Raw genomic sequence first — 20,707 nt, 5'->3', positions numbered from 1 at the left:
CCACCCGCAAGCACCTCGGAACGGCGTCAGGCGTCACCCCCGTCGCCGCCGGATCCGGACGGCTTGGGCGACGGATCGCCGAAGGCCTTCGGCGACGGCGCGAACTTCTCCTTCGGGAGCTCGGACGTGGCCTCCTTCATGGTGGCCTGCCAGATCGGTCCGGGCACCGTGGCCCCGTAGACGATGCCGTAGTAGCGGTCGCCGATCCTCACACCCTGGAGCGGGTGCTGCTCACCGCCGCGGATGTCGCCGACCGCCACGATCCCGACCAGGTTCGGGGTGTACCCCGCGAACCACGCGTACGCCGAGCTGTCGGTGGTACCGGTCTTGGCCGCGGCCGGGCGCCCGATCTCCAGGCCGGTGGTGGTGCCGCCCTTGAAGGTCTGCTGGAGCAGGTGGCTGACGCCGTCGGCGACCTTGGTCTCGATCGCGCCCTCCTCGCAGTCGGGGGCCACCTCGACCTCCCGGCCGCCCTCGCCGTCGAAGCGGATCGAGGCCACCGGGGCCGGCTCGCAGCGGGTGCCCCGCGCCGCGAAGGTGGCGTAGGCGCCGGCCATGGTCAGCGGAGAGACCTCCTGGTCGCCCAGGGTGAAGGAGTTCCACACCCCCATCTCCTCGCCGTCGGCTCGGTGGACGCCCAGGCGCTCGGCCATCTGCGCGGTCTCGCACAGGCCGACGCGCTTCTGCAGCTGGGCGAAGTAGGTGTTCACCGATCCCTTGGTCCCGCTGATCATGTTGTGCCGGCCCCCGTCGCTCTCACCGGCGTTGCGCACGTCCCACGTGGCCATCCGGCCGCCCTCGCAGTTCCTCATCCCGCTGACCGAGGTGCTCTTGGGCGCGTTGAAGCTGGTGCCGTACTTGAGCCCGGCGTCCAGGGCGGCGGCCAGCGTGAACGGCTTGAACGTCGACCCCGCCTGGTAGCCGTGGGAGCCGCCGTCCTCGTAGTCCACGGCCAGGTTGATCGAGGTGGTGCCCAGGTCCTCCTCGTCGAAGCCGTAGCGCATGTTCTGGGCCATCGCCCGCACCCGTCCGGTGCCGGGCTCCACCAGCACCTCGGCGGCGAATTTGGCGGAGTCCCCCGCCGGGACGTACTTCTCGATCGCCTGCTCCGCGGCCTCCTGCATATCGCTGTCGAGCGTGGTGCGGACGGTGATGCCGCCCCTCTCGATGATCCGGTCGCGCTCCTCCTGTGTGTCGGCGAGCACGTCGGAGTCGCGCAGCCAGTGCATGACGTAGTCGCAGAAGAACGGCTGCTCGCCGTGGAAGCAGCTGCCCGCGCGCGGGGTCACGTCCACGTTCAGTTCCCGGTTCTTGTACTCCTCGGCCTCCCGCGCCTCCAGGTGTCCCGTGTCGACCATCCGGTCCAGCACCAGGTTGCGGCGATCCCGCGCGGCCTCGGGGTTGGCCAGCGGGTCGTAGAGCGACGGTGCGCGCACCAGCCCCACGAGCGTGGCGGCCTGCGCGGGGTCCAGTTCCGAGGCCGGGACGGAGAAGTAGCGCCGCGCGGCGATCTCGATGCCGTACGCGTTCTGGCCGAAGTAGGCGAGGTTGAGGTAGCCCTCCAGGATCTCGTCCTTGGTGAGCCGCTCCTCGATCTCGACGGCGTAGCGCAGTTCCTGGACCTTGCGCGCCAGGGTCTGCGCGGTGGCGCTCTCCACCTCCTCCTTGTCGTCGGCCTGCTCGACGAGCAGGTTCTTCACGTACTGCTGGGTGATGGTGGAGCCGCCCTGGGTGTTGCCCATGGCGGTGCGGACCGCGGCGCGGAACGTGCCGCGCAGGTCCAGCCCGCCGTGCTCGTAGAAGCGTTCGTCCTCGATCGCCATCAGCGCCGCCGGCGCCCAGGGGCCCATCTCGTCCAGGGGCACCACGTCGCGCTCGCGCTCGGCGACCTCCGCGATCGGGTCGCCGTCCGCGTCGGTGAGCAGGATCCGCTCGGTCAGGGGCAGCACCTCCAGGTCACCGGGCATGGCCATGAAGGCCGCCGCCGTGTCCTTGGCCACCAGCCCGGCTCCTCCCACCCACGGCAGCACCAGTGCCGCGGTCAGCAGCCCGGCAACCGCGCTCGTCCCCGTCAGGCGCAGGACCGCCTCCCGCCGCGTCCCCTCCCGGACCGGTTCCGACAGTCTCCCGCGCAGGACCGCGGCCCACCGCTGCGCACCCGGGACCGCGCCCCACAGCCTTTCGAGCCTCCCGCGCGAGGAGGCGGCCCGCCCGCTCCCCCGCTGCGCCTCCTGCCGCCGTCCGCGCGGCGGACGCTGGTTCGACTCCGTCACGTCGCCCCCCTACGGCCGTGTACCGCCCGGCCCGCGGAGCACGCGGGCAGGACCGTCCACCGACCACGCTCGCAGGAGTAACGCAAAGAACAAACCGTGACAACGGGCGTGTCAGCGAAAAGATTCCCCAATCCCGAGCAAAGCCCCTCAGAACGAACATATTCCATCAACCGCCACGAAACAGACGCATCACAAGCTCGACATCGAGAGAAACGAGGGGTTTCCGAGGGGTGCACAGACTACGGAAGGGACAATCCGGGACGAATGCTACTTCGGAGACAATTCGGCCACACCGGGATGTCCGGAATACGGCCGCACACCCCGAAGGTGCATTCGGTCATCCCTACCCACCGCGCCACAGCGCCCAACATGACCGATGAGTTTTTCGGCATTTCCCCAGAACCCCTCGGAAAACAACCACAGAGACCCCTGAATCAGGTGTGACCTTATGACCGTTTTGAGAGGTTTACCCAGGTGAAACCTGGAAAATACTCACTCTTAGCACGCAAGGCAAGTGTGATCAGCATCACATAAATTATTCGGCCCGGCCACTCCGCCAAACACCGCAAGAGGGCAGACGATAGACAGCGGAGGGCGCCGAAGCCGCAATCTGGACAGGTTCCGTTCCAGATACTTCGTTGACTCCATCTCGTCTTGGATTAACCCCCGGTTATTTCCGCCTGCCGAAAATCAGCACGTTTACACAACGTCCAAACCATGACAATTACGGTGTAGCCAGTGATCGGACGCCTGCCCATACTCGACATCTCTCCAGACAACGACCTGGGCCCGGTGAAAGCCGTTCCCGGAGAACGCTTCACCGTGGGCGCCACGGTGATCCGTGAGGGCCACGACTCCCTCGCCGCGGGCGTCGTCGTCTACTCGCCCAAGGGACGCCGCGAACGCCTCGTCCCCATGCGCGAGCGCGCGCCCGGAACCGACCGGTACGAGGCCGAGATCAGCCTCCCCGCCGAGGGGCGGTGGTCGTTCGCGGTCGAGTCGTGGACCGACCCCTTCGCCACCTGGCGCCACACCGCACGGGTCAAACTCCCCCTGGACCAGGACACCGACCTCGTCCTGGAGGAGGGCGCCCGGCTGCTCTCCCGCGCCGGCCGACGCGTTCCCCGCAAGCCCGCGCTCGCCAAGGCCGCCAGGACCCTGCGCGACGCCTCGAAGACCCCGGTGGAGCGCCTCGAGGCGGCGCTCACCCCGCAGGTCCTCGACGAGATGGCCCAGGCCCCCCTGCGCGAACTGGTCACCAGGTCCCGGCGCACCAGCGTGGTCGTCCACCGCGAGCGCGCGCTGTTCGGCTCCTGGTACGAGTTCTTCCCCCGCTCGGAGGGCGCCCAGACCGGCACCGCCCCCGGCCAGGAGCGCTCGGGCACCTTCGCCACCGCCGCCAAGCGCCTGCCCGCCATCGCCGACATGGGCTTCGACGTGGTCTACCTGCCGCCCGTCCACCCGGTCGGCACCAGCCACCGCAAGGGCGCCAACAACGCCCTGAGCGCAGGCCCCGGCGAGCCCGGCTCGGTGTGGGCCATCGGATCGGCCGACGGGGGCCACGACGCCGTCCACCCCGACCTGGGCACCCTCGCCGACTTCGACGCCTTCGTCGCCGAGGCCGGCGAACACGGCCTGGAGATCGCCCTGGACCTGGCCCTGCAGTGCTCGCCCGACCACCCGTGGGTCGCCGAGCACCCCGAGTGGTTCACCACCCGGGCCGACGGTTCCATCGCCTACGCCGAGAACCCGCCCAAGAAGTACCAGGACATCTACCCGCTCAACTTCGACAACGACTTCGAGGGCCTGTACGCGGAGATCCTGCGGGTGGTCGAGCACTGGATCGGCCACGGCGTGCGGATCTTCCGCGTCGACAACCCCCACACCAAGCCGGTCGCGTTCTGGGAGAGGCTGCTCGCCGACGTCGCCCGCAGGCACCCGGACGTGCTGTTCCTGGCCGAGGCCTTCACCCGCCCCGCCATGATGCGCACCCTGGCCAAGGTCGGCTTCCACCAGTCCTACACCTACTTCACCTGGCGCAACAGCAAGGAGGAACTGACCGACTACCTCACCGAACTGAGCCGGGAGAGCGCCCACTACCTCCGCCCCAACCTCTTCGCCAACACCCCGGACATCCTGCACGCCTACCTCCAGCACGGCGGCCGCCCCGCCTTCGAGGCGCGCGCGGTGCTGGCGGCGCTGCTCTCCCCCACCTGGGGCATCTACTCCGGCTTCGAACTGTGCGAGAACACCCCTGCCGCGCCGGGCAGCGAGGAGTACCTCGACTCGGAGAAGTACCAGTACCGGCCGCGCGACTGGGCCGCCGCCGAGGCCTCCGGCGAGACCCTCATCGGTCTCATCACGCTGCTCAACCGGCTGCGCCGCGAGCACCCCGCGCTGCGGGAGCTGCGCAACCTGCGCTTCCACCACGTGGACCGGCCCGAGTTGCTCTGCTTCTCCAAGTACCGGCCCGGCGACGGGCCCGACGATCCCGACGACGCCGTGATCACCGTCGTCAACCTCGACCCGCACCACGCCCGCGAGGCGACGGTGCACCTGGATCTGCCGTCCATCGGCCGCACATGGGAGGAGGAGCTCAGGGTGACCGACGAGCTGACCGGTCGTTCCTACACCTGGGGCGCGGACAACTACGTCCGGCTCGACCCCGCGACCGGTCCCGCGCACGTGTTCACCGTCAACGGCAGATAACGGCCCCCGGACCAGGGCACGGGGTTCCGGCGGTTCACCCTCCGCCGGAGCCCCTCCCATGTCCGAAACGCCTGTTGATCCGACGTCGAACATTCTTGGTGGGGAGCAGTAGATGAGCAAAGACGAGCCCGGCCCCGGCGGACACGGTCACGCCGAACACGGTCCGCTCGCCCCAGCCACCGGGGCCGCCACCGGCCCGCTCATGTCCTCCGGTGGTACCAGTGATCCCCACTGGTACAAGCACGCCGTCTTCTACGAGGTACTCGCCCGGGGTTTCTTCGACTCCAACGGCGACGGCACCGGCGACCTCGCCGGACTGGTGCAGAAACTGGACTACCTCCAGTGGCTCGGGATCGACTGCATATGGCTGCTGCCGATGTACGAGTCCCCTCTGCGCGACGGCGGATACGACATCTCGGACTACTTCAAGATCCTCCCCGAGTTCGGCCGCACCGCCGACTTCGTGGAGCTCCTGGACGAGGCGCACCGGCGCGGCATCCGCGTCATCACCGACCTGGTCATGAACCACACCAGCGACCAGCACCCGTGGTTCCGGGCCTCGCGCGAGGACCCCGACGGCCCCTACGGCGACTTCTACGTGTGGTCGGACACCGACGACCGCTACGACGAGGCCCGCATCATCTTCGTCGACACCGAGACGTCCAACTGGACCTACGACGAGGTCCGGGGCCAGTACTACTGGCACCGGTTCTTCTCCCACCAGCCCGACCTCAACTTCGAGAACCCGGCGGTGCAGGAGGCGCTCCTGGAGGTCCTGCGCTACTGGCTGGACCTGGGCATCGACGGATTCCGCCTGGACGCCGTGCCCTACCTGTACGAGCGCGAGGGCACCAACTGCGAGAACCTCAAGGAGACGCACGAGTTCCTCAAGCGCGTGCGCGCCGAGGTGGACCGGCTCTACCCCGACCGCGTACTGCTGAGCGAGGCCAACCAGTGGCCGTCCGACGTCGTCGACTACTTCGGCGACTTCGAGTCCGGCGGCGACGAGTGCCACATGAACTTCCACTTCCCGCTGATGCCGCGCATGTTCATGGCGGTACGGCAGGAGCAGCGCTTCCCGATCTCGGAGATCCTCGCCCAGACGCCGCCGATCCCGCGCAACTGCCAGTGGGCGATCTTCCTGCGCAACCACGACGAGCTGACCCTGGAGATGGTCACCGACGAGGAGCGCGACTACATGTACTCCGAGTACGCCAAGGAACCCCGCATGCGCGCCAACGTGGGGATCCGCAGGCGGCTCGCGCCCCTGCTGGACAACGACCGCGACCAGATCGAGCTGTTCACCGCCCTGCTGCTGTCGCTGCCGGGCTCACCCGTCCTCTACTACGGCGACGAGATCGGCATGGGCGACAACATCTGGCTCGGCGACCGCGACGCCGTGCGCACGCCCATGCAGTGGAGCTCGGACCGCAACGCCGGGTTCTCCAAGGGCGACCCCGCCCGCCTGTACCTGCCGCTGATCATGGATCCGGTCTACGGCTACCAGGCGCTCAACGTGGAGTCCCAGCGCGACAACCCCGGCTCACTGCTGCACTGGACACGGCGCATGATCCAGATCCGCAAGCGCCACCCGGTGTTCGGCACGGGCGCGTTCACCGAGCTCAACGCCTCCAACCCGAGCGTGTTGGCGTTCATCCGCGAGCACGGCGACGACCGCATGCTCTGCGTCAACAACCTGTCGAGGTACCCGCAGCCCGTGGAGCTGGACCTGTCCCGGTACGCCGGGGTCAACCCGGTGGAGTGCGTGGGGGGTGTGCGCTTCCCGGAGGTCGGTGAGCTGCCCTACCTGCTCACCCTGCCCGGGCACGGCTTCTACTGGTTCCAGCTGCCCGCGTTCGCCGAGCCGGCTCCCGCGCGCGGGAGCCGGGACGCCATGCCGTCCTACGGCCTGCCCGCCGCCGGGGTCCGCGTGCACTCCCTCGACACCTCCGCGGGGCGTGCGGCCCCATCCCGGTCGCACGGCCCGAACCACCCAGTCAGCACGACGTCCAGCATTCCGGCCGGGTTCGTCTCCACGTTCGGCGACAGCGCGCCCGGCTCCTCCTCCAGGACACCGACGCGCGCCGCGGGCTCCTCAGGACCGGTGGCCGAGCGCACGGACCGGGGTGGTGGCGAGAAGGGAAACGGGCAGCTCTGACATGTCCCAACTCGAAGAACTCCTGGCCGTCTGGCTGCCCCGGCAGCGCTGGTTCTCCGGTAAGGGGATCCCCATCCGGCAGATCCGGGTCGAGAGCAGGTACACGCTGGTCTCGGCCGGCCCCGAGGGGCCGGACCTGCACGTCCTCGTCATCCAGGCCGGGCAGCGGGGCCTCAGCTCCCGCTACCAGCTGCTCCTGGGCTCCCGGCCGCCGCGCTCCCTGCCGCCCGACCTGGCCCGCGTCGCCATCGGCGTGTGCCACGTGTCGGGAGGCAGGCCCAAGGTGATCTACGACGCGGCCCACGACGCGCAGCTGACCGGGCTGCTGCTCGAACGGTTCACCGCCCCCACCGGGGCCGAACCCTCGGGCAGAGTACGCTTCCGGACCCTGCCCGGCGGCCGTATACGCGTCGGGTCGACCGGGCGCGTGCTCACCGGAGAACAGTCCAACACGTCGCTGGTCTACGGCGAGGACTACGTCCTCAAGACCTTCCGCAGACTCTGGCCCGGCACCAACCCGGACCTGGAGCTGAACATGGCGCTGTCCGGGTCGCCGTACGTGGCCCGGCCGTGCGGGTGGATCGAGGCCGACCTGGCCGGGCACTCCACACCCACGACGCTGGCCATGCTCCAGACCTACATCCCGCAGGCCACGGACGGGTGGGTGCTCGCCACCGCCGACGTGCGCGCCCTGCTGGAGGGGTCGGAGAGCGGACGCGAGCCCGGGTTCACCGGGGAGGCCGCCCAGCTGGGCCGGACCACCGCCGAGGTGCACCGGTCGCTGGCCCGGGCCCTGCCCACGGACGTGCTCACGCCCGCGGGGGCCGCCGAGATGGCCGACGCCATGGTCGAGCGCCTGGCGATGGCCAGTGCCGAGGTGCCCGAACTGGCCGAGCACGCACCCCGGGTGATGGAGGCCTACGCCGACTTCTCCGAGGTGGACGAGCCCCTGCCGATACAGCGCATCCACGGCGACTACCACCTGGGCCAGGTGATCCGGACCGTGCCCGGGTGGGTGGTGCTGGACTTCGAGGGCGAGCCCACCGTGCCGGTGCGGGACCGCCAGCGCCTGTCCAGCCCGCTGCGGGACGTGGCCGGGATGCTCCGCTCCTTCGACTACGCGGCCGGGTACCTGCTGGTCGGGCACCCGGGCGACTCCGGGCTGGAGTGGGCGGCCCGCTCCTGGGCCCGGCACAACCGGGAGGCGTTCTGCCGGGGATACGCCGACGGGGGCGGAGCCGACCCGGAGAAGCACCTGAAGGTCCTGCGGGCCTTCGAGTTCGACAAGGCCGTGTACGAGGTGCTGTACGAGGCCAGGAACCGGCCCAACTGGCTGCGTGTCCCGCTGGAGTCCATCGCCACCGCGGCCGCGGCGCCGCCCGTCCCCGGATAGTCCACCGGCGGCCGCCTTCCACGTGGGCGGCGGCCGCCACGACCACCATCCACCCCCCGACCCGTCCGCCACGAGAACCACGGAGCCCGTATTGACCTCGCCTCGCAGCGAACAGCATCCGCGTGCCAGCACCGACAAGGACGCGACGACCGCGAAGAACACGAAGAGCACGAAGAAACCGGTGATCCCCGAGGCCGCCGGCGCCGGAGCCGCCGACGCCGGCATGCCGGTCGTGGAGGAGTTCCCGGTCGAGGGGACCGAGGCCGCGCCCGCCAAGAAGGCCGCCACCGCCAGGAGTTCCACGGCCGCCGGGAAGCCCGCCACCGCCAAAGCGGCGGCCAAGGGCGGCAGGAGCGCTTCGGGGAGCAGGGCGGCCTCCGCGAAGGCCCCGTCGGCCCGGTCCGCCGGGTCCGGTGCCAAGGCAGGAGCCGGCGGCAGGCCCGCGGCCCGGCGGAAGGCGGCGCCCGACCCCGGGCTGATCGCCGAGCTGGACCGGCTGGTGGACGGCCACCACCACGACCCGCACGCGCTGCTGGGCGTCCACCCCGAGGGCAGGGGCACCGTGGTGCGGGCCCTGCGGCCGAACGCGCTGGAGGTGCACGCGATCCTGGCCGACGGCTCCCGGCTGCGCCTGGACCACCTGCACCGGGGCGTGTTCTCGGCCAAGGTGTCCAGGAGCAGGCTGACGGCCGCGCCCGACTACCGGATCGCCGCACGCTACGAGGCCGACGGCCCCGAGCACGTGGCCGCGGACCCGTACCGGTTCGCACCCACTCTGGGCGACCTGGACCTGCACCTGATCGGCGAGGGCCGCCACGAGGAGCTGTGGAACGCCCTCGGCGCGCACACCCGGGTCGAGGACACCGCGATGGGCGAGGTGGCCGGAACCGGCTTCGCCGTGTGGGCTCCGGACGCGCGCGGTGTGCGGCTGATCGGCGACTTCAACTACTGGAACGGCGTCGGCCACCCGATGCGCAGCCTGGGCGCCACGGGCGTGTGGGAGCTGTTCCTGCCCGGTGTGGGCGACGGCGCCCTGTACAAGTTCCAGATCCTGGGCGCGGACGGGCACTGGCGGGACAAGGCCGACCCGATGGCGCGGTGCACGCAGATGCCGCCCGCGACCGCGTCGGTGGTCACCACCTCCACACACGCCTGGAGCGACCAGGAGTGGATGGCCGAGCGCAAGGGCGTGGAGCAGCACCGGGCGCCGATGAGCGTGTACGAGGTGCACCTGGGCTCCTGGCGGCCCGGCCTGGGGTACACGGAGCTGGCCGAGCAGCTGGTCGAGTACGTGACCGACATGGGGTTCACGCACGTGGAGCTCCTGCCCGTGGCGGGGCACCCCTACGACGGGTCCTGGGGCTACCAGGTGACGTCCTACTACGCTCCCACGCCCCGCTTCGGGTCACCGGACGAGTTCCGCCACCTGGTGGACTCCCTGCACCGGGCGGGGATCGGCGTGTTCCTGGACTGGGTGCCCGCGCACTTCCCCAAGGACGACTGGGCGCTGGCCCGCTTCGACGGGACGGCGCTGTACGAGCACCCCGACCCCCGCCGGGGCGAGCACCCGGACTGGGGAACGCTCATCTTCAACTACGGGCGTACCGAGGTGCGCAACTTCCTCATCGCCAACGCCCTGTACTGGCTGGAGGAGTTCCACATCGACGGCCTGCGGGTGGACGCGGTGGCCTCGATGCTCTACCTGGACTACTCGCGCGACTCCGGCGCCTGGGAGCCGAACGCCTTCGGCGGCAGGGAGAACCTGGAGGCGATCGCCTTCCTCAAGGAGCTCAACACCACCGTCTACCGGCGCAACCCGCACGCGGCGATGATCGCCGAGGAGTCCACCGCCTACACGGGCGTGACCACCCCGGTGGACCACGGCGGGCTCGGTTTCGGATTCAAGTGGAACATGGGGTGGATGCACGACACCCTGGAGTACGTCAAGAAGGAACCGGTCCACCGGCAATACCACCACGACGACGTCACGTTCTCGATGGTGTACGCCTACAGCGAGAACTACGTGCTGCCGCTGTCCCACGACGAGGTGGTGCACGGCAAGCAGTCGCTGTTCAACAAGCCGCCCGGCGACGAGTGGCAGCGGTCGGCGACCCTGCGCGCGCTCCTGGCCTTCATGTGGTCGCACCCGGGCAAGCAGCTGCTGTTCATGGGCGGGGAGATCGCCCAGGGGGACGAGTGGTCGCACCGTGAGGGCGTGCCGTGGTGGCTGCTGCAGTTCGACCACCACGCGGGTGTGCAGCGCCTGGTGAAGGCGCTCAACGAGGCCTACCGGCCGAGGCCCGCGCTGTGGTCGCAGGACACCGACCCGGCGGGCTTCCGCTGGCTGGACGGCGGCGACCACGAGGGCAACACCCTGTCGTACCTGCGCCACGGCGACGACGGGTCGGTGCTGGCCTGCGCGGTGAACTTCTCACCGGTGCCCCGCCCGAACTGGCGGATGGGACTGCCCTGCGGAGGACGGTGGAACGCGCTGCTCAACACCGACGAGGCGCGCTTCGGCGGCTCCGACCACCCGGCGCCCGCGCACGTGGACGCCGAGGACGTCCCGTGGCACGGCCAGCCGTTCTCGGCGGAGGTCACCCTGCCGCCGCTCGGCGCGGTCTGGTTCGAACCCGGGCACTAGCCACGCGACTCCGCCCGAGGGCCCCGGACCGACCCGGGGCCCTCGGCCCTCCTGCGGGCCGGGTGCGTCGACGCGCCACCGGGCGCCCGGACCGGGGCCGGAAGGGCGGCGGGGACGAGGAGGATCCGACCGGGGCGGGCCCTTCCCCGTCGGCCACGCGTGTGCTTGTGTGTCCTCCACCGCCGTAGGCGACCGCTGGAGGCTCCCATGTCCGACAACAGGCAGAGTTTCGTCCGGGTCCTGGGAAGGGGTGACGTCCTCGCCCTCGGCTTCGGCGCGATGATCGGCTTCGGCTGGGTCGTGCTGGTGGGCGACTTCGTCGGCGCGGCGGGCACCGCGGGCGCCGCCCTGGCCTTCGTGGTCGGCGGCGTCATCATGGCCTTCGTCGGCCTCGCCTACGCCGAACTCGTCTCCGCGATGCCCCACGCGGGCGGCGAGCACCACTACGCCATGCGCGCCATCGGGCCCAAGGGCGCCTTCGTCGCCTCCTGGGCCATGGTCCTCGGCTACGTCTCCGTGGTCGCCTTCGAGGCCGTCGCCGTTCCCCGGACCCTCGTCTACCTCCTCCCCGACATGGCGGTCGGCCACCTGTGGACCGTCGCCGGTGCCGACGTCCACGCCGGCCTCGTCGCGGTCGGGGTGGCCGCGGCCGTCCTGATGACCGCCCTCAACTACGTCGGGATCAGGCCAGCCAGCGTCTTCCAGACCATCGCGGTGCTGTTCCTGCTGGTCGCGGGGGCGGCCATGGTCACCGGCGCGTTCGTCGGCGGGTCCGTGGAGAACATGCGGCCCCTGTTCACCGGCGGCGTCTCCGGCATGTTCGTGGTCCTGGTGGCGGTCCCGTTCCTCTTCGTCGGCTTCGACGTCATCCCGCAGTCGGCCTCCGAGATCAGGCTCCCGTACCGCATGGTCGGCACCCTGCTGATCCTGTCGGTGTCCTGCGCGACCGCCTGGTACGTGATGGTCATGCTGACGGCGGGCTCGGGCCTGTCCGCCGCCGAGCTGCTGGACTCCGAGCTGGCCTCCGCCGACGCCGTCGCCGCGGTGTGGGGCAGCCCCGCCATGGGCAACCTGCTGGTCCTGGGCGGTGTCGCGGGTCTGCTCACCAGCTGGAACGCCTTCCTCATCGGCGGCAGCCGCCTCATCTACGCCATGGCCGCGTCGCGGATGCTCCCGGCCTGGTTCGGCCGCCTGCACCCGCGTTTTCGCACCCCGTCCAACGCCGTCCTGTTCGTCGGCGCGCTCTCGCTCGTGTCCCCGTTCTTCGGCGAACCGATGCTGGGCTGGCTCGTCAACGCGGGCGGTCTGAACATCGTGGTCGGCTTCGTCACCGTGGTGGTCGCCTTCCTCGTGCTGCGCCGCCGCGAACCGGACATGGAACGCCCCTTCACCGTTCCGGCGGGCGTTCCCGTCGGCGTGGTGGCCCTCGTACTGTCCCTGGGCCTGTTCCTGCTCTACCTGCCCGGCATGCCCGCGGCGCTGAGCTGGCCCAACGAGTGGCTGATGGTGCTCGTGTGGTGGATGGCGGGCGCCGCCCTGATGTGGCGCCTGCCCCGGGTCGCCGCGGGGCCCGACGCCGAACGGCGCCTGGTCGAGGCGGTGGACGCGCGCTCCCGCCGGGCGGCGGGGACCTGACGGGCGGGCGCCCCGCCGTGGGCCCCCGTCGGAGGAGCGCACGGCGGCGCGGCGCCCCTACGCCTCGCGCTTGTGCCAGCCGGTGAGGCGGGAGATCGCCTCGTCCAGCACCTCGTCCCTCTTGCAGAACGCGAACCGGAGCAGGTGCGCGCCCTCCTCCTGGTGGTCGTAGAACACCTGCGCGGGCACCGCGGCCACTCCCGCCTCCCTCGGCAGGGCGCGGGCCACCTCCACCCCGTCCGTGTATCCGAGCGGACGGATGTCGGCCATGAGGAAGTAGGTGCCCTCGCACACGTTCACGTCGAAACCGGTACCGGACAGCCCCTCCGCCAGCCGGTCCCGCTTGTCCTGGAGCGCGGCGCGCTGGGCGGCGACCCACTCCCCCTGGTGGTCGATGGCCTCGGCGGTCGCCAGCTGCAGCGCCCCGTTGGCGGAGAAGGTCAGGAACTGGTTCACCGTCCGCACCGCGCCGACCAGCGGCGCGGGCCCCATCACCCAGCCGGTCTTCCATCCGGTCACGGCGAACATCTTGCCCACCGACGACACCGACAGCGTCCGCTCGCGCATCCCCGGCAGGGCGGCCAGCGGCACGTGCGGCCTGCCGTCGAAGGTGAGGAACTCGTACACCTCGTCGGTGAACGCGATCAGGTCGTGCTCGCGGCACACCTTCGCGATCTCCTCCAGCTCCTCGGCGGTGAACACGGTGCCCGTGGGGTTGTGCGGCGTGTTCACCAGGACCATCCGGGTGCGCGGCCCCACGGCCGCGCGCAGCTCCTCGGGATCGAAGGCGAAGCGGCCGGTCTCGGCGTCCGGGCGCAGGGTCACCGACCTGCGCACCCCGCCCGCCAGGGTGATCATGGCGGCGTAGGAGTCGTACATCGGCTCGAAGACGATCACCTCGTCGCCGCGCTCCACCAGGGCGAGCATCGCCGCGGCGATCCCGGCGGTGGCGCCGACGGTGACGTAGACCTCGGTCTCCGGGTCCAGCTCGATGCCGTAGTGGCGGGCCCGGTAGCGGCTCACCGCCTGCCGCAGCTCCGGCCGCCCCGGCCCCGGCGGGTACTGGTTCACCCCCTCCAGGATGTGCCCGGAGGCGGCCTCCAGCAGGGAGCGCGGACCGTCGGTGTCGGGGAAGCCCTGTCCCAGGTTGACCGATCCGGTCTCCACCGCCAGTTGGGTCATCTCGGCGAAGATCGTCTCGCCGTACACGCGCATTCGTTCGATCAGCGGTTCTTCCACCCGTCGAGCGTATCCACCCGCCCGCCGCCCGGGCCATCCCCACCCCGGGCCCCGTGCGCGAACACGAAGGGGGCGGACCGCTCAGGTCCGCCCCCGTCCGGCCCGCCGTCCTCCCTACAGGAGCAGGCTGAGCACCATCCACGCCACGGGACCGGCGATCAGCAGCGAGTCCAGGCGGTCCATCAGCCCGCCGTGTCCCGGCATGAACCGGCCCATGTCCTTGACCCCGAGGTCGCGCTTGAACAGCGACTCGATGAGGTCGCCCACGGTGGCCGCCAGCACGGTCGCCAGCCCGAGGACCACACCGACCCACCACGGCCCGTCCAGCATCAGCACCACGCACAGAGCACCGGCCACCGAACAGCCCACCACGGAGCCGCCGAAGCCCTCCCAGGTCTTGTTGGGACTGATCACCGGCGCCATCTTGTGCCGTCCCAGGAGGATCCCGGCGAAGTAGCCCCCGATGTCACTGGAGATCGTCACCACGATGAACGTGATGAGGCGGTACTGGCCGTCCTCCGGGTGCGCGATGAGGAGCAGCCACGTCCCCAGCAGGAACGGCAGGTACACCAGGGTGAACAGGTTCGCCGCGACGTCGGCCACGAACCCCTCCGTGCCACCGCGCAGCCGCCACACCAGTGTGACGATCGCGGTCAGCGCGGTCGCTCCCACCAGCCATTCGGTCCCCCCGAAGTAGGCGGCGACCTGCATGGCCACACCGCCGACCGCCAGCGGGACCACGGCCAGGCCCATGCCCTTGCCGGCGAACGCCCGGTTCACCTCCCGCAGGCCGATCAGCACCGCGAGCGAGGTGATGATCGTGAACAGCTGCGGCCACGGGAAGATCGAGAAGAACACGAGCGCGCCCAGAACGCACCCGCTGGCGATGGCCACCGGGAGGTTGCGGCCGGTCCGCACCGGCTCACCCCCCGGCTTGTGCAGCACGAAGCGCTGACCGGCCGGGTCGGAGTCGTCCCGGAGTCCGCCGGGTCTGTGCTCGGGCGAGTGGTCATCGCCTTCGGAGCCGCTGGAGGAAGGAAGGGTCACCGACTAAACCTCGAGCAGTTCCGATTCCTTGTGCTTCAGGAGTTCGTCGACGGAGGCGACGTACTTCTGAGACAGCTCGTCCAGCTCGGCCTGGGCGCGGTGCGCCTCGTCCTCACCGATGTCGCCGGCCTTGACGGCCTTCTCGAAGCTGTCCTTGGCGCGGCGGCGGACGTTGCGGATCGAGACCTTGCTGTCCTCGGCCTTGGTGCGCGCGACCTTGATGTACTCCTTGCGGCGCTCCTCCGACAGGTCCGGGAACACCACGCGGATGACCTGGCCGTCGTCGGAGGGGTTCACGCCCAGGTCACTGTTGCGGATGGCGTTGACGATCTCGCTGCGGGCGCTGACGTCGAACGGCGAGATGACCATCATGCGCGGTTCGGGAACCGAGAAGGAGGCCAGCTGGTTGATCGGCGTCCGGGCACCGTAGTAGTCGACGGTGATCTTGTTGAAGGTCGCCGGAGTCGGGCGGCCGGTGCGGATCGTGGCGAAGTCCTCCTTCGCGACGACCACGGCCTTCTCCATCTTCTCCTCGGCTTCGAGGAGTGTCTCTTCGATCATGTGGGCGCTCCCGGTTCGGACTGTGGTGTTCTTGCTGTGGTCGCGGGGGCCGGCTCAGGCGGGGGTCGGCCCGACGATGGTGCCGATCTTCTCACCGCGCACCGCGCGCAGGATGTTTCCCTGGCTCATCAGGTCGAACACGACGATGGGCAGCCCGTTGTCCATGCACAGGCTGACCGCGGTGGCGTCCATGACCTTGAGGCCGCGGGTGAGGACCTCGTTGTAGTTGAGCTTGTCGAACTTGACCGCGTCGGGGTTGCGCTGGGGGTCGGAGTCGTAGACCCCGTCGACCTGGGTGCCCTTGAGCACCGCCTGCGCGCCGATCTCCAGCGCGCGCTGGGCGGCGGTGGTGTCGGTGGAGAAGAACGGCGCGCCCAGGCCCGCGCCGAAGATGACCACGCGGCCCTTCTCCAGGTGGCGGACGGCGCGGCGGGGGATGTAGGCCTCGGCGACCTGGCTCATGTGGATCGCGGTCTGCACGCGGGTGTCCACACCGAGCCGCTCCAGGAAGTCCTGCAGGGCGAGGCAGTTGATGACGGTGCCGAGCATGCCCATGTAGTCGGCGCGGCCGCGCTCGATGCCGCCCTCGGTGAGCTGGGCGCCGCGGAACATGTTGCCGCCGCCGACGACCACGGCGACCTGGATGCCCTCGGAGACCGCCTCGGCGATGGACTCGGCCACGTACTGGACCACCTCGGGGTCGATGCCCAGTCCGCCCCCGCCCGCGAACGCCTCTCCGGAGAGTTTGAGCATCACACGCTTCCAGCCGGAGTCGTGCATGGCGGGTTGGGTGCTCGTCGCTTCGTTCACGGCCTGTGGCCTCCCTTGTCGTCCCCGAGCGGCACAGGGTCCCCCGAGTGTTCCTGTCGCGGGCCGAGACTGACGCACACCCGGAACCCGCCCATATCCACCGAAGGTGCCGGGGAGCAGTCTCCCCGGCACCTCCATCATCTCAAAACTCTCAGGCCTGGCCGACCTTGAAGCGAACGAAGCGCTTGACCGTCACCCCGGCCTCTTCGACGACCTTCTGGACCGTCTTCTTGTTCTCCTTGACGAACGGCTGGCCGAGCAGCGTCACGTCCTTGAAGTAACCGTTGAGGCGGCCCTCCACGATCTTGGGGATGGCCTGCTCGGGCTTGCCCTCCTCGCGGGTGGTCTGCTCGGCGATGCGGCGCTCGTTCTCCACGACCTCGGTGGGAACGTCCTCCTTGCCGACGTACTGGGGGGCCAGCGCGGCGATCTGCTGGGCGAGGTCCTTGCCGACCTCCTCGTCCGCCTTGTCCAGCTCGACCAGGACGCCCATGGTGGGGGGCAGGTCCGGGTCGGACTTGTGCAGGTAGCTGGCGACGTAGGCGCCCTCGAACTTGGCGAAGCGGCGGAACTCCAGCTTCTCCCCGATGACGGCGCTCTTGCCCTCGATGAAGGCCTGGAGGCTCTTGCCCGGCTCGATCTCGGCGGCGGCCACGGTGGCGAGGTCGTCGCTGTCCTGGGCGGCGACGAAGTCGGCGACCTGGTCGGCGAGCGCGATGAACTGCTCGTTCTTGGCGACGAAGTCGGTCTCGCAGTTGAGCTCGACCAGGGTGGCCTTGCCCTCGGACTCCTGCTTGAGGACGACCATGCCCTGGGCGGCGGTGCGCTCGGCGCGCTTGCCGACGTCCTTGGCACCCTTGACGCGCAGGGCCTCGACGGCCTTGTCGAAGTCGCCGTCGGCCTCGGTCAGGGCCTTCTTGCAGGCCATCATGCCGGCGCCGGTCATGTCGCGCAGCTTCTTGACGTCCGCGGCGGTGAAGTTCGCCATGACTGTTCTCGGATTCCCTTGGAGTGGAGAGTCTGTACGGAAAGTGGAGCGGGTCCGGCCGGGCACCGAGCGGCCGCCCCGCCGGGGTCGGCGGGGCGGCGGTGCGCTAGGGCACGGAACTACTCGTTGGAGGCCTCGGTGGCCTGCGGGGCCTCGCCGGCCTCGGGGGCCTGGGCGGGCGCGTCGACCGGGGAGTCCTCGGCGGTGGCCTCGGCCGGGGCCTCGGCGGCGGCCTCGGCGGCCGGGATGACGTCGGTGGCGTCGGCGGGGACCTGCTCGGCGGCGGCCTCACCGGCTCCGGCGGCGGTCTCGGCCTTGGCCTCGCCCTTGCCCTCCAGGAGCTCGCGCTCCCACTCGGCCAGGGGCTCCTCGGCGGCGGCCTTCTGCTCGCCGGCGCCCTCGGTGGCACCGGAGCGGGCCAGGAGGCCGTCGGCGACGGCGTCGGCGACCACGCGGGTGAGCAGGCTGACGCTGCGGATGGCGTCGTCGTTGCCCGGGATCGGGTAGTCGACCTCGTCCGGGTCGCAGTTGGTGTCCAGGATGGCCACGACCGGGATGTTCAGCTTGCGAGCCTCGCTGATCGCGATGTGCTCCTTCTTGGTGTCCACGATCCACACCGCGCTGGGCACGCGGGCCATGTCGCGGATACCGCCGAGGGTGCGCTCCAGCTTCTCCTTCTCACGGCGGAGGTTGAGGAGCTCCTTCTTGGTGAGCGTGGAGCCGGCGACGTCGTCGAAGTCGATCTCCTCCAGCTCCTTGAGGCGCTGCAGCCGCTTGTGGACGGTGGAGAAGTTGGTGAGCATGCCGCCCAGCCAGCGCTGGTTCACGTAGGGCATGCCGACGCGGCGGGCCTGCTCGTCGATGGCCTCCTGCGCCTGCTTCTTGGTGCCGACGAACAGGACGGTGCCGCCGTGGGCGACCGTCTGCTTGACGAACTCGTAGGCACGGTCGATGTAGGCCAGCGACTTCTGGAGGTCGATGATGTAGATGCCGTTGCGCTCGGTGAAGATGAAGCGCTTCATCTTGGGGTTCCAGCGACGGGTCTGGTGCCCGAAGTGGACGCCGCTCTCCAGGAGCTGGCGGATCGTCACGACTGTGGCCATGACCTGGTCCTCCTTGCGGTGGCGGGAGGCGACTCCCGCCTTCGGTTGTGCCTGACGTCCCGGCCGCACCGCCGCACCACCGGAAGATGGCGTGCGGACCGCGGGTGCGGCCCCTCACTGAGGAGGCTCGTGGACGTGCGTATTGTGGTCGGCCCCGAGGGGCCGGAGACGATTCTATCCTCCGTCGGGAATACACAGGACGTACGCTGCCGCCTCCGGAGTTGTCCACAGTCTCCGGCTCTCCCTGGCGGAGCCGCCCCGTCCGGCGGACCCTTGGGGTATGGCCCTCCTCCTCGCCCGTCTGCTGCTCCTTCCGCTTCTGCTGTTCCCCCTCCGTCCCCAGTCAACCGCCGCCGACTGGCGCTGGCCCGTGGGCCCTCCCGCCGAGGTGCTGCGCCCCTTCGACCCGCCCGGGCAGCGGTGGCTGCCCGGGCACCTGGGCGTGGACCTGGCCGCCGAACCCGGCCAGGAGGTGCGCGCGGCCGGTTCCGGACGGGTGCGCTTCGCGGGCACGGTGGCGGGCACGCCGGTGGTGAGCGTGAGCCACGGCGAGCTGCGCACCACCTACCTGCCGGTGGAGTCCGGCCTGGTCCGGGGCGACCCGGTCACCGCCGGGGACCCGCTGGGCACGCTCGCCGCCGGGCCCGTCCACTGCCGCGGCCGCCCCTGCCTGCACTGGGGCCTGCTCCGCGGCGCCGACTACCTCGACCCCCTCAGCCTGTTCGGCCTCGGAGAGTTCCGCCTGCTACCGCTCCGACGGAGCACCCGTCCGGAGACGGCGGAGGCGGGGGAACCGGGACCGGGAAGGGCCACGGAAGCGGGAGTGGAGTCTTCCGGGAGCGAGGAGACCCGGGAGCGGAGGAGTCCCGGATCACCGGGGAGTGATCAGGCCCGGGGGTGGGCCCTGCGGTAGGTGTCGCGCAGGCGCTCCACGGACACGTGCGTGTAGATCTGCGTGCTGCGCGGGCTGGCGTGGCCCAGGAACTCCTGCACACTGCGCAGGTCGGCGCCGCCGTTGAGCAGGTGGGTGGCGGCGCTGTGCCGCAACCCGTGCGGTGTCCCGTCCACACCGGCGGCGCGCAGGTGGGCGTGCACGTCCTCACGTGCCTGGCGGACCCCCAGGCGCCCGCCGCGCGCCCCCAGGAACAGCGCCGTACCGCTCCCGGGGGCCGCCATCTCCGGGCGGCCCCCGGACAGCCAGGCGTCGATGGCCTCCAGCGCGGGTCCGCCCACGGGGACCGTGCGCTCCTTGCCGCCCTTGCCCAGGACGCGCACGGTGTCCCGCCCGCGGTCCACGTCGGCCACGTCCAGCGCGCACAGCTCGGCCACGCGCACACCGGTGGCGTAGAGCGTCTCCACCACCGCACGGCGGCGCAGGCCGACCGGGCTCTCGGCGGGGCCCTCCGAGAGCGCCGCGGCGGCCTGGCGCTCGTCGAGCACCGCGGGCAGGGTGCGCTGCTGGGCCGGGCCGGCCAGCCGGGGGCCCGGGTCCGTGGCCAGCACTCCCTCGCGGTGCAGGAAGCGCGTGAGGGCGCGCACGGCCGCCACGCGCCGGGACACCGTGGCACGGCTCGCGCCCCCGTCGCGGGCACGCGAGAGCCATCCGCGCACCAGGGGCACGTCCAGGTCCTCCCAGCCGCACCCCTGCGACTCCAGGTGGGACAGGAGCGAGCGCAGGTCGGCCAGGTAGCCGCGCACGGTGTGGGGCGAGCGGCCCAGCTCACCCGACAGGTACGCGGCGAAGCGGTCCAGCACGTCTTCACTCCCCCGAAGGAAGGCAGGCGATCCCGTCGATCTCCACGAAGTAGGCGGGGTTGACCAGGCCGCCCACCTCCACCAGGGAGGCGGCCGGGCGGTGTCCCTCGGGAAGGCACTCGACCAGGGCGCCGCGGAACTCGTCCAGGTCGGAGATGTGCCGCAGGTAGTAGGTGAGCTTGACCAGGTGGCCGAGGTCCGCGCCGTGGCGGGCCAGGACGGCCTCCAGGTTGCGGAAGATCTGGCGGGTCTGCCCCGCGACGTCCCCGGCGACCTCTCCCCCGGGTCCCTCCGGGACCTGTCCGGAGACGAACAGCAGCGGCCCGTCCGCCAGCAGGGCGTCACTGTAGGGTTTTGCCATGGCGGTGCCATACCCACAGCGGTGCCGCCCT

At 70.8% G+C, this 20,707-nt stretch carries 15 protein-coding genes; 6 read left to right on the top strand and 9 right to left on the bottom strand.

The window, feature by feature from the left end; genetic code table 11:
• Positions 1 to 26 precede the first annotated feature (26 nt).
• Complete coding sequence (locus tag A6A08_RS22310) at positions 27 to 2,273, bottom strand: transglycosylase domain-containing protein (protein ID WP_083609228.1); 2,247 nt, start codon at positions 2,271 to 2,273, stop codon at positions 27 to 29.
• Positions 2,274 to 3,011: 738 nt separating this feature from the next.
• Here A6A08_RS22310 and A6A08_RS22305 point away from each other — a divergent pair.
• The 5 genes from A6A08_RS22305 to A6A08_RS22285 all read left to right on the top strand — a co-directional run bounded on the left by A6A08_RS22305 (position 3,012) and on the right by A6A08_RS22285 (position 12,812).
• Entirely contained in the window at positions 3,012 to 4,982 is a 1,971-nt protein-coding gene (locus A6A08_RS22305) for an alpha-1,4-glucan--maltose-1-phosphate maltosyltransferase (protein ID WP_073704583.1), read from the top strand.
• Positions 4,983 to 5,094: 112 nt separating this feature from the next.
• The gene (gene treS, locus A6A08_RS22300) at positions 5,095 to 7,140 is read left to right on the top strand and encodes a maltose alpha-D-glucosyltransferase (protein WP_073704582.1); all 2,046 of its coding nucleotides are present in this window, start codon (positions 5,095 to 5,097) and stop codon (positions 7,138 to 7,140) included.
• Between the two features lies 1 nt (position 7,141).
• Entirely contained in the window at positions 7,142 to 8,533 is a 1,392-nt protein-coding gene (locus tag A6A08_RS22295) for a phosphotransferase (protein ID WP_073704581.1), read from the top strand.
• Positions 8,534 to 8,756: 223 nt separating this feature from the next.
• Positions 8,757 to 11,177 carry a 1,4-alpha-glucan branching protein GlgB gene (glgB, locus tag A6A08_RS22290; RefSeq protein ID WP_378699555.1) on the top strand — a complete coding sequence of 807 codons (2,421 nt, stop codon included), beginning with the start codon at positions 8,757 to 8,759 and terminating at the stop codon, positions 11,175 to 11,177.
• Between the two features lie 207 nt (positions 11,178 to 11,384).
• A complete protein-coding gene (locus A6A08_RS22285) occupies positions 11,385 to 12,812 on the top strand; it encodes an APC family permease (RefSeq protein WP_073704580.1) in 1,428 nt (475 codons plus the stop codon).
• A 57-nt stretch (positions 12,813 to 12,869) separates the two neighbouring features.
• Here the strand turns inward: A6A08_RS22285 and A6A08_RS22280 are convergent, their stop codons facing one another.
• From A6A08_RS22280 to rpsB, 6 genes are all read right to left on the bottom strand, one after another.
• Positions 12,870 to 14,051: a pyridoxal phosphate-dependent aminotransferase gene (locus tag A6A08_RS22280; RefSeq protein ID WP_073704579.1), complete on the bottom strand. Its 1,182-nt coding sequence runs from the start codon at positions 14,049 to 14,051 to the stop codon at positions 12,870 to 12,872.
• Between the two features lie 114 nt (positions 14,052 to 14,165).
• The gene (locus tag A6A08_RS22275; RefSeq protein WP_073704578.1) at positions 14,166 to 15,098 is read right to left on the bottom strand and encodes a phosphatidate cytidylyltransferase; all 933 of its coding nucleotides are present in this window, start codon (positions 15,096 to 15,098) and stop codon (positions 14,166 to 14,168) included.
• 3 nt (positions 15,099 to 15,101) lie between these two features.
• Positions 15,102 to 15,659, bottom strand: coding sequence for a ribosome recycling factor (frr, locus tag A6A08_RS22270; RefSeq protein WP_073704577.1), 558 nt, complete (start codon positions 15,657 to 15,659; stop codon positions 15,102 to 15,104).
• A 54-nt stretch (positions 15,660 to 15,713) separates the two neighbouring features.
• On the bottom strand, positions 15,714 to 16,439 hold the full coding sequence (pyrH, locus tag A6A08_RS22265) for a UMP kinase (RefSeq protein ID WP_242422825.1): 726 nt from the start codon (positions 16,437 to 16,439) through the stop codon (positions 15,714 to 15,716).
• Positions 16,440 to 16,620: 181 nt separating this feature from the next.
• Positions 16,621 to 17,457, bottom strand: coding sequence for a translation elongation factor Ts (tsf, locus tag A6A08_RS22260; protein ID WP_073704575.1), 837 nt, complete (start codon positions 17,455 to 17,457; stop codon positions 16,621 to 16,623).
• Between the two features lie 119 nt (positions 17,458 to 17,576).
• Positions 17,577 to 18,560 (bottom strand): 30S ribosomal protein S2, encoded by a 984-nt coding sequence (rpsB, locus tag A6A08_RS22255; RefSeq protein ID WP_073704574.1) that lies wholly within the window; start codon positions 18,558 to 18,560, stop codon positions 17,577 to 17,579.
• Positions 18,561 to 18,840: 280 nt separating this feature from the next.
• Between rpsB and A6A08_RS22250 the strand changes: the two genes are divergently transcribed.
• Positions 18,841 to 19,473 (top strand): murein hydrolase activator EnvC, encoded by a 633-nt coding sequence (locus A6A08_RS22250; protein ID WP_083609227.1) that lies wholly within the window; start codon positions 18,841 to 18,843, stop codon positions 19,471 to 19,473.
• On the opposite strand, the gene A6A08_RS22245 is transcribed toward A6A08_RS22250, so the two are convergent.
• Both A6A08_RS22245 and A6A08_RS22240 read right to left on the bottom strand, forming a co-directional pair.
• Positions 19,446 to 20,315, bottom strand: a complete 870-nt coding sequence (locus A6A08_RS22245; protein ID WP_073704573.1) for a tyrosine recombinase XerC — start codon at positions 20,313 to 20,315, stop codon at positions 19,446 to 19,448. The two genes, A6A08_RS22250 and A6A08_RS22245, sit on opposite strands and share 28 nt — an antisense overlap.
• A 4-nt stretch (positions 20,316 to 20,319) precedes the next feature.
• Complete coding sequence (locus A6A08_RS22240; protein ID WP_073704572.1) at positions 20,320 to 20,676, bottom strand: RidA family protein; 357 nt, start codon at positions 20,674 to 20,676, stop codon at positions 20,320 to 20,322.
• Positions 20,677 to 20,707 lie beyond the last annotated feature (31 nt).

The sequence above is a fragment of the Nocardiopsis sp. TSRI0078 genome, from assembly GCF_001905145.1.
Taxonomy (GTDB): Bacteria; Actinomycetota; Actinomycetes; order Streptosporangiales; family Streptosporangiaceae; genus Nocardiopsis.
The sequence above is the reverse complement of the archived record's forward strand: the minus strand, read 5'-3'. Positions and strand labels throughout refer to the sequence as shown.

Excerpts from the sequence above, each read along its gene's own strand:
- treS (WP_073704582.1), top strand. The coding sequence starts at position 5,095 with ATGAGCAAAGACGAGCCCGGCCCCGGCGGACACGGTCACGCCGAACAC.
- A6A08_RS22295 (WP_073704581.1), top strand. The coding sequence starts at position 7,142 with ATGTCCCAACTCGAAGAACTCCTGGCCGTCTGGCTGCCCCGGCAGCGC.
- glgB (WP_378699555.1), top strand. The coding sequence starts at position 8,757 with ATGCCGGTCGTGGAGGAGTTCCCGGTCGAGGGGACCGAGGCCGCGCCC.
- A6A08_RS22285 (WP_073704580.1), top strand. The coding sequence starts at position 11,385 with ATGTCCGACAACAGGCAGAGTTTCGTCCGGGTCCTGGGAAGGGGTGAC.
- frr (WP_073704577.1), bottom strand. The coding sequence starts at position 15,659 with ATGATCGAAGAGACACTCCTCGAAGCCGAGGAGAAGATGGAGAAGGCC.
- pyrH (WP_242422825.1), bottom strand. The coding sequence starts at position 16,439 with ATGCACGACTCCGGCTGGAAGCGTGTGATGCTCAAACTCTCCGGAGAG.
- tsf (WP_073704575.1), bottom strand. The coding sequence starts at position 17,457 with ATGGCGAACTTCACCGCCGCGGACGTCAAGAAGCTGCGCGACATGACC.
- rpsB (WP_073704574.1), bottom strand. The coding sequence starts at position 18,560 with ATGGCCACAGTCGTGACGATCCGCCAGCTCCTGGAGAGCGGCGTCCAC.
- A6A08_RS22250 (WP_083609227.1), top strand. The coding sequence starts at position 18,841 with ATGGCCCTCCTCCTCGCCCGTCTGCTGCTCCTTCCGCTTCTGCTGTTC.
- A6A08_RS22240 (WP_073704572.1), bottom strand. The coding sequence starts at position 20,676 with ATGGCAAAACCCTACAGTGACGCCCTGCTGGCGGACGGGCCGCTGCTG.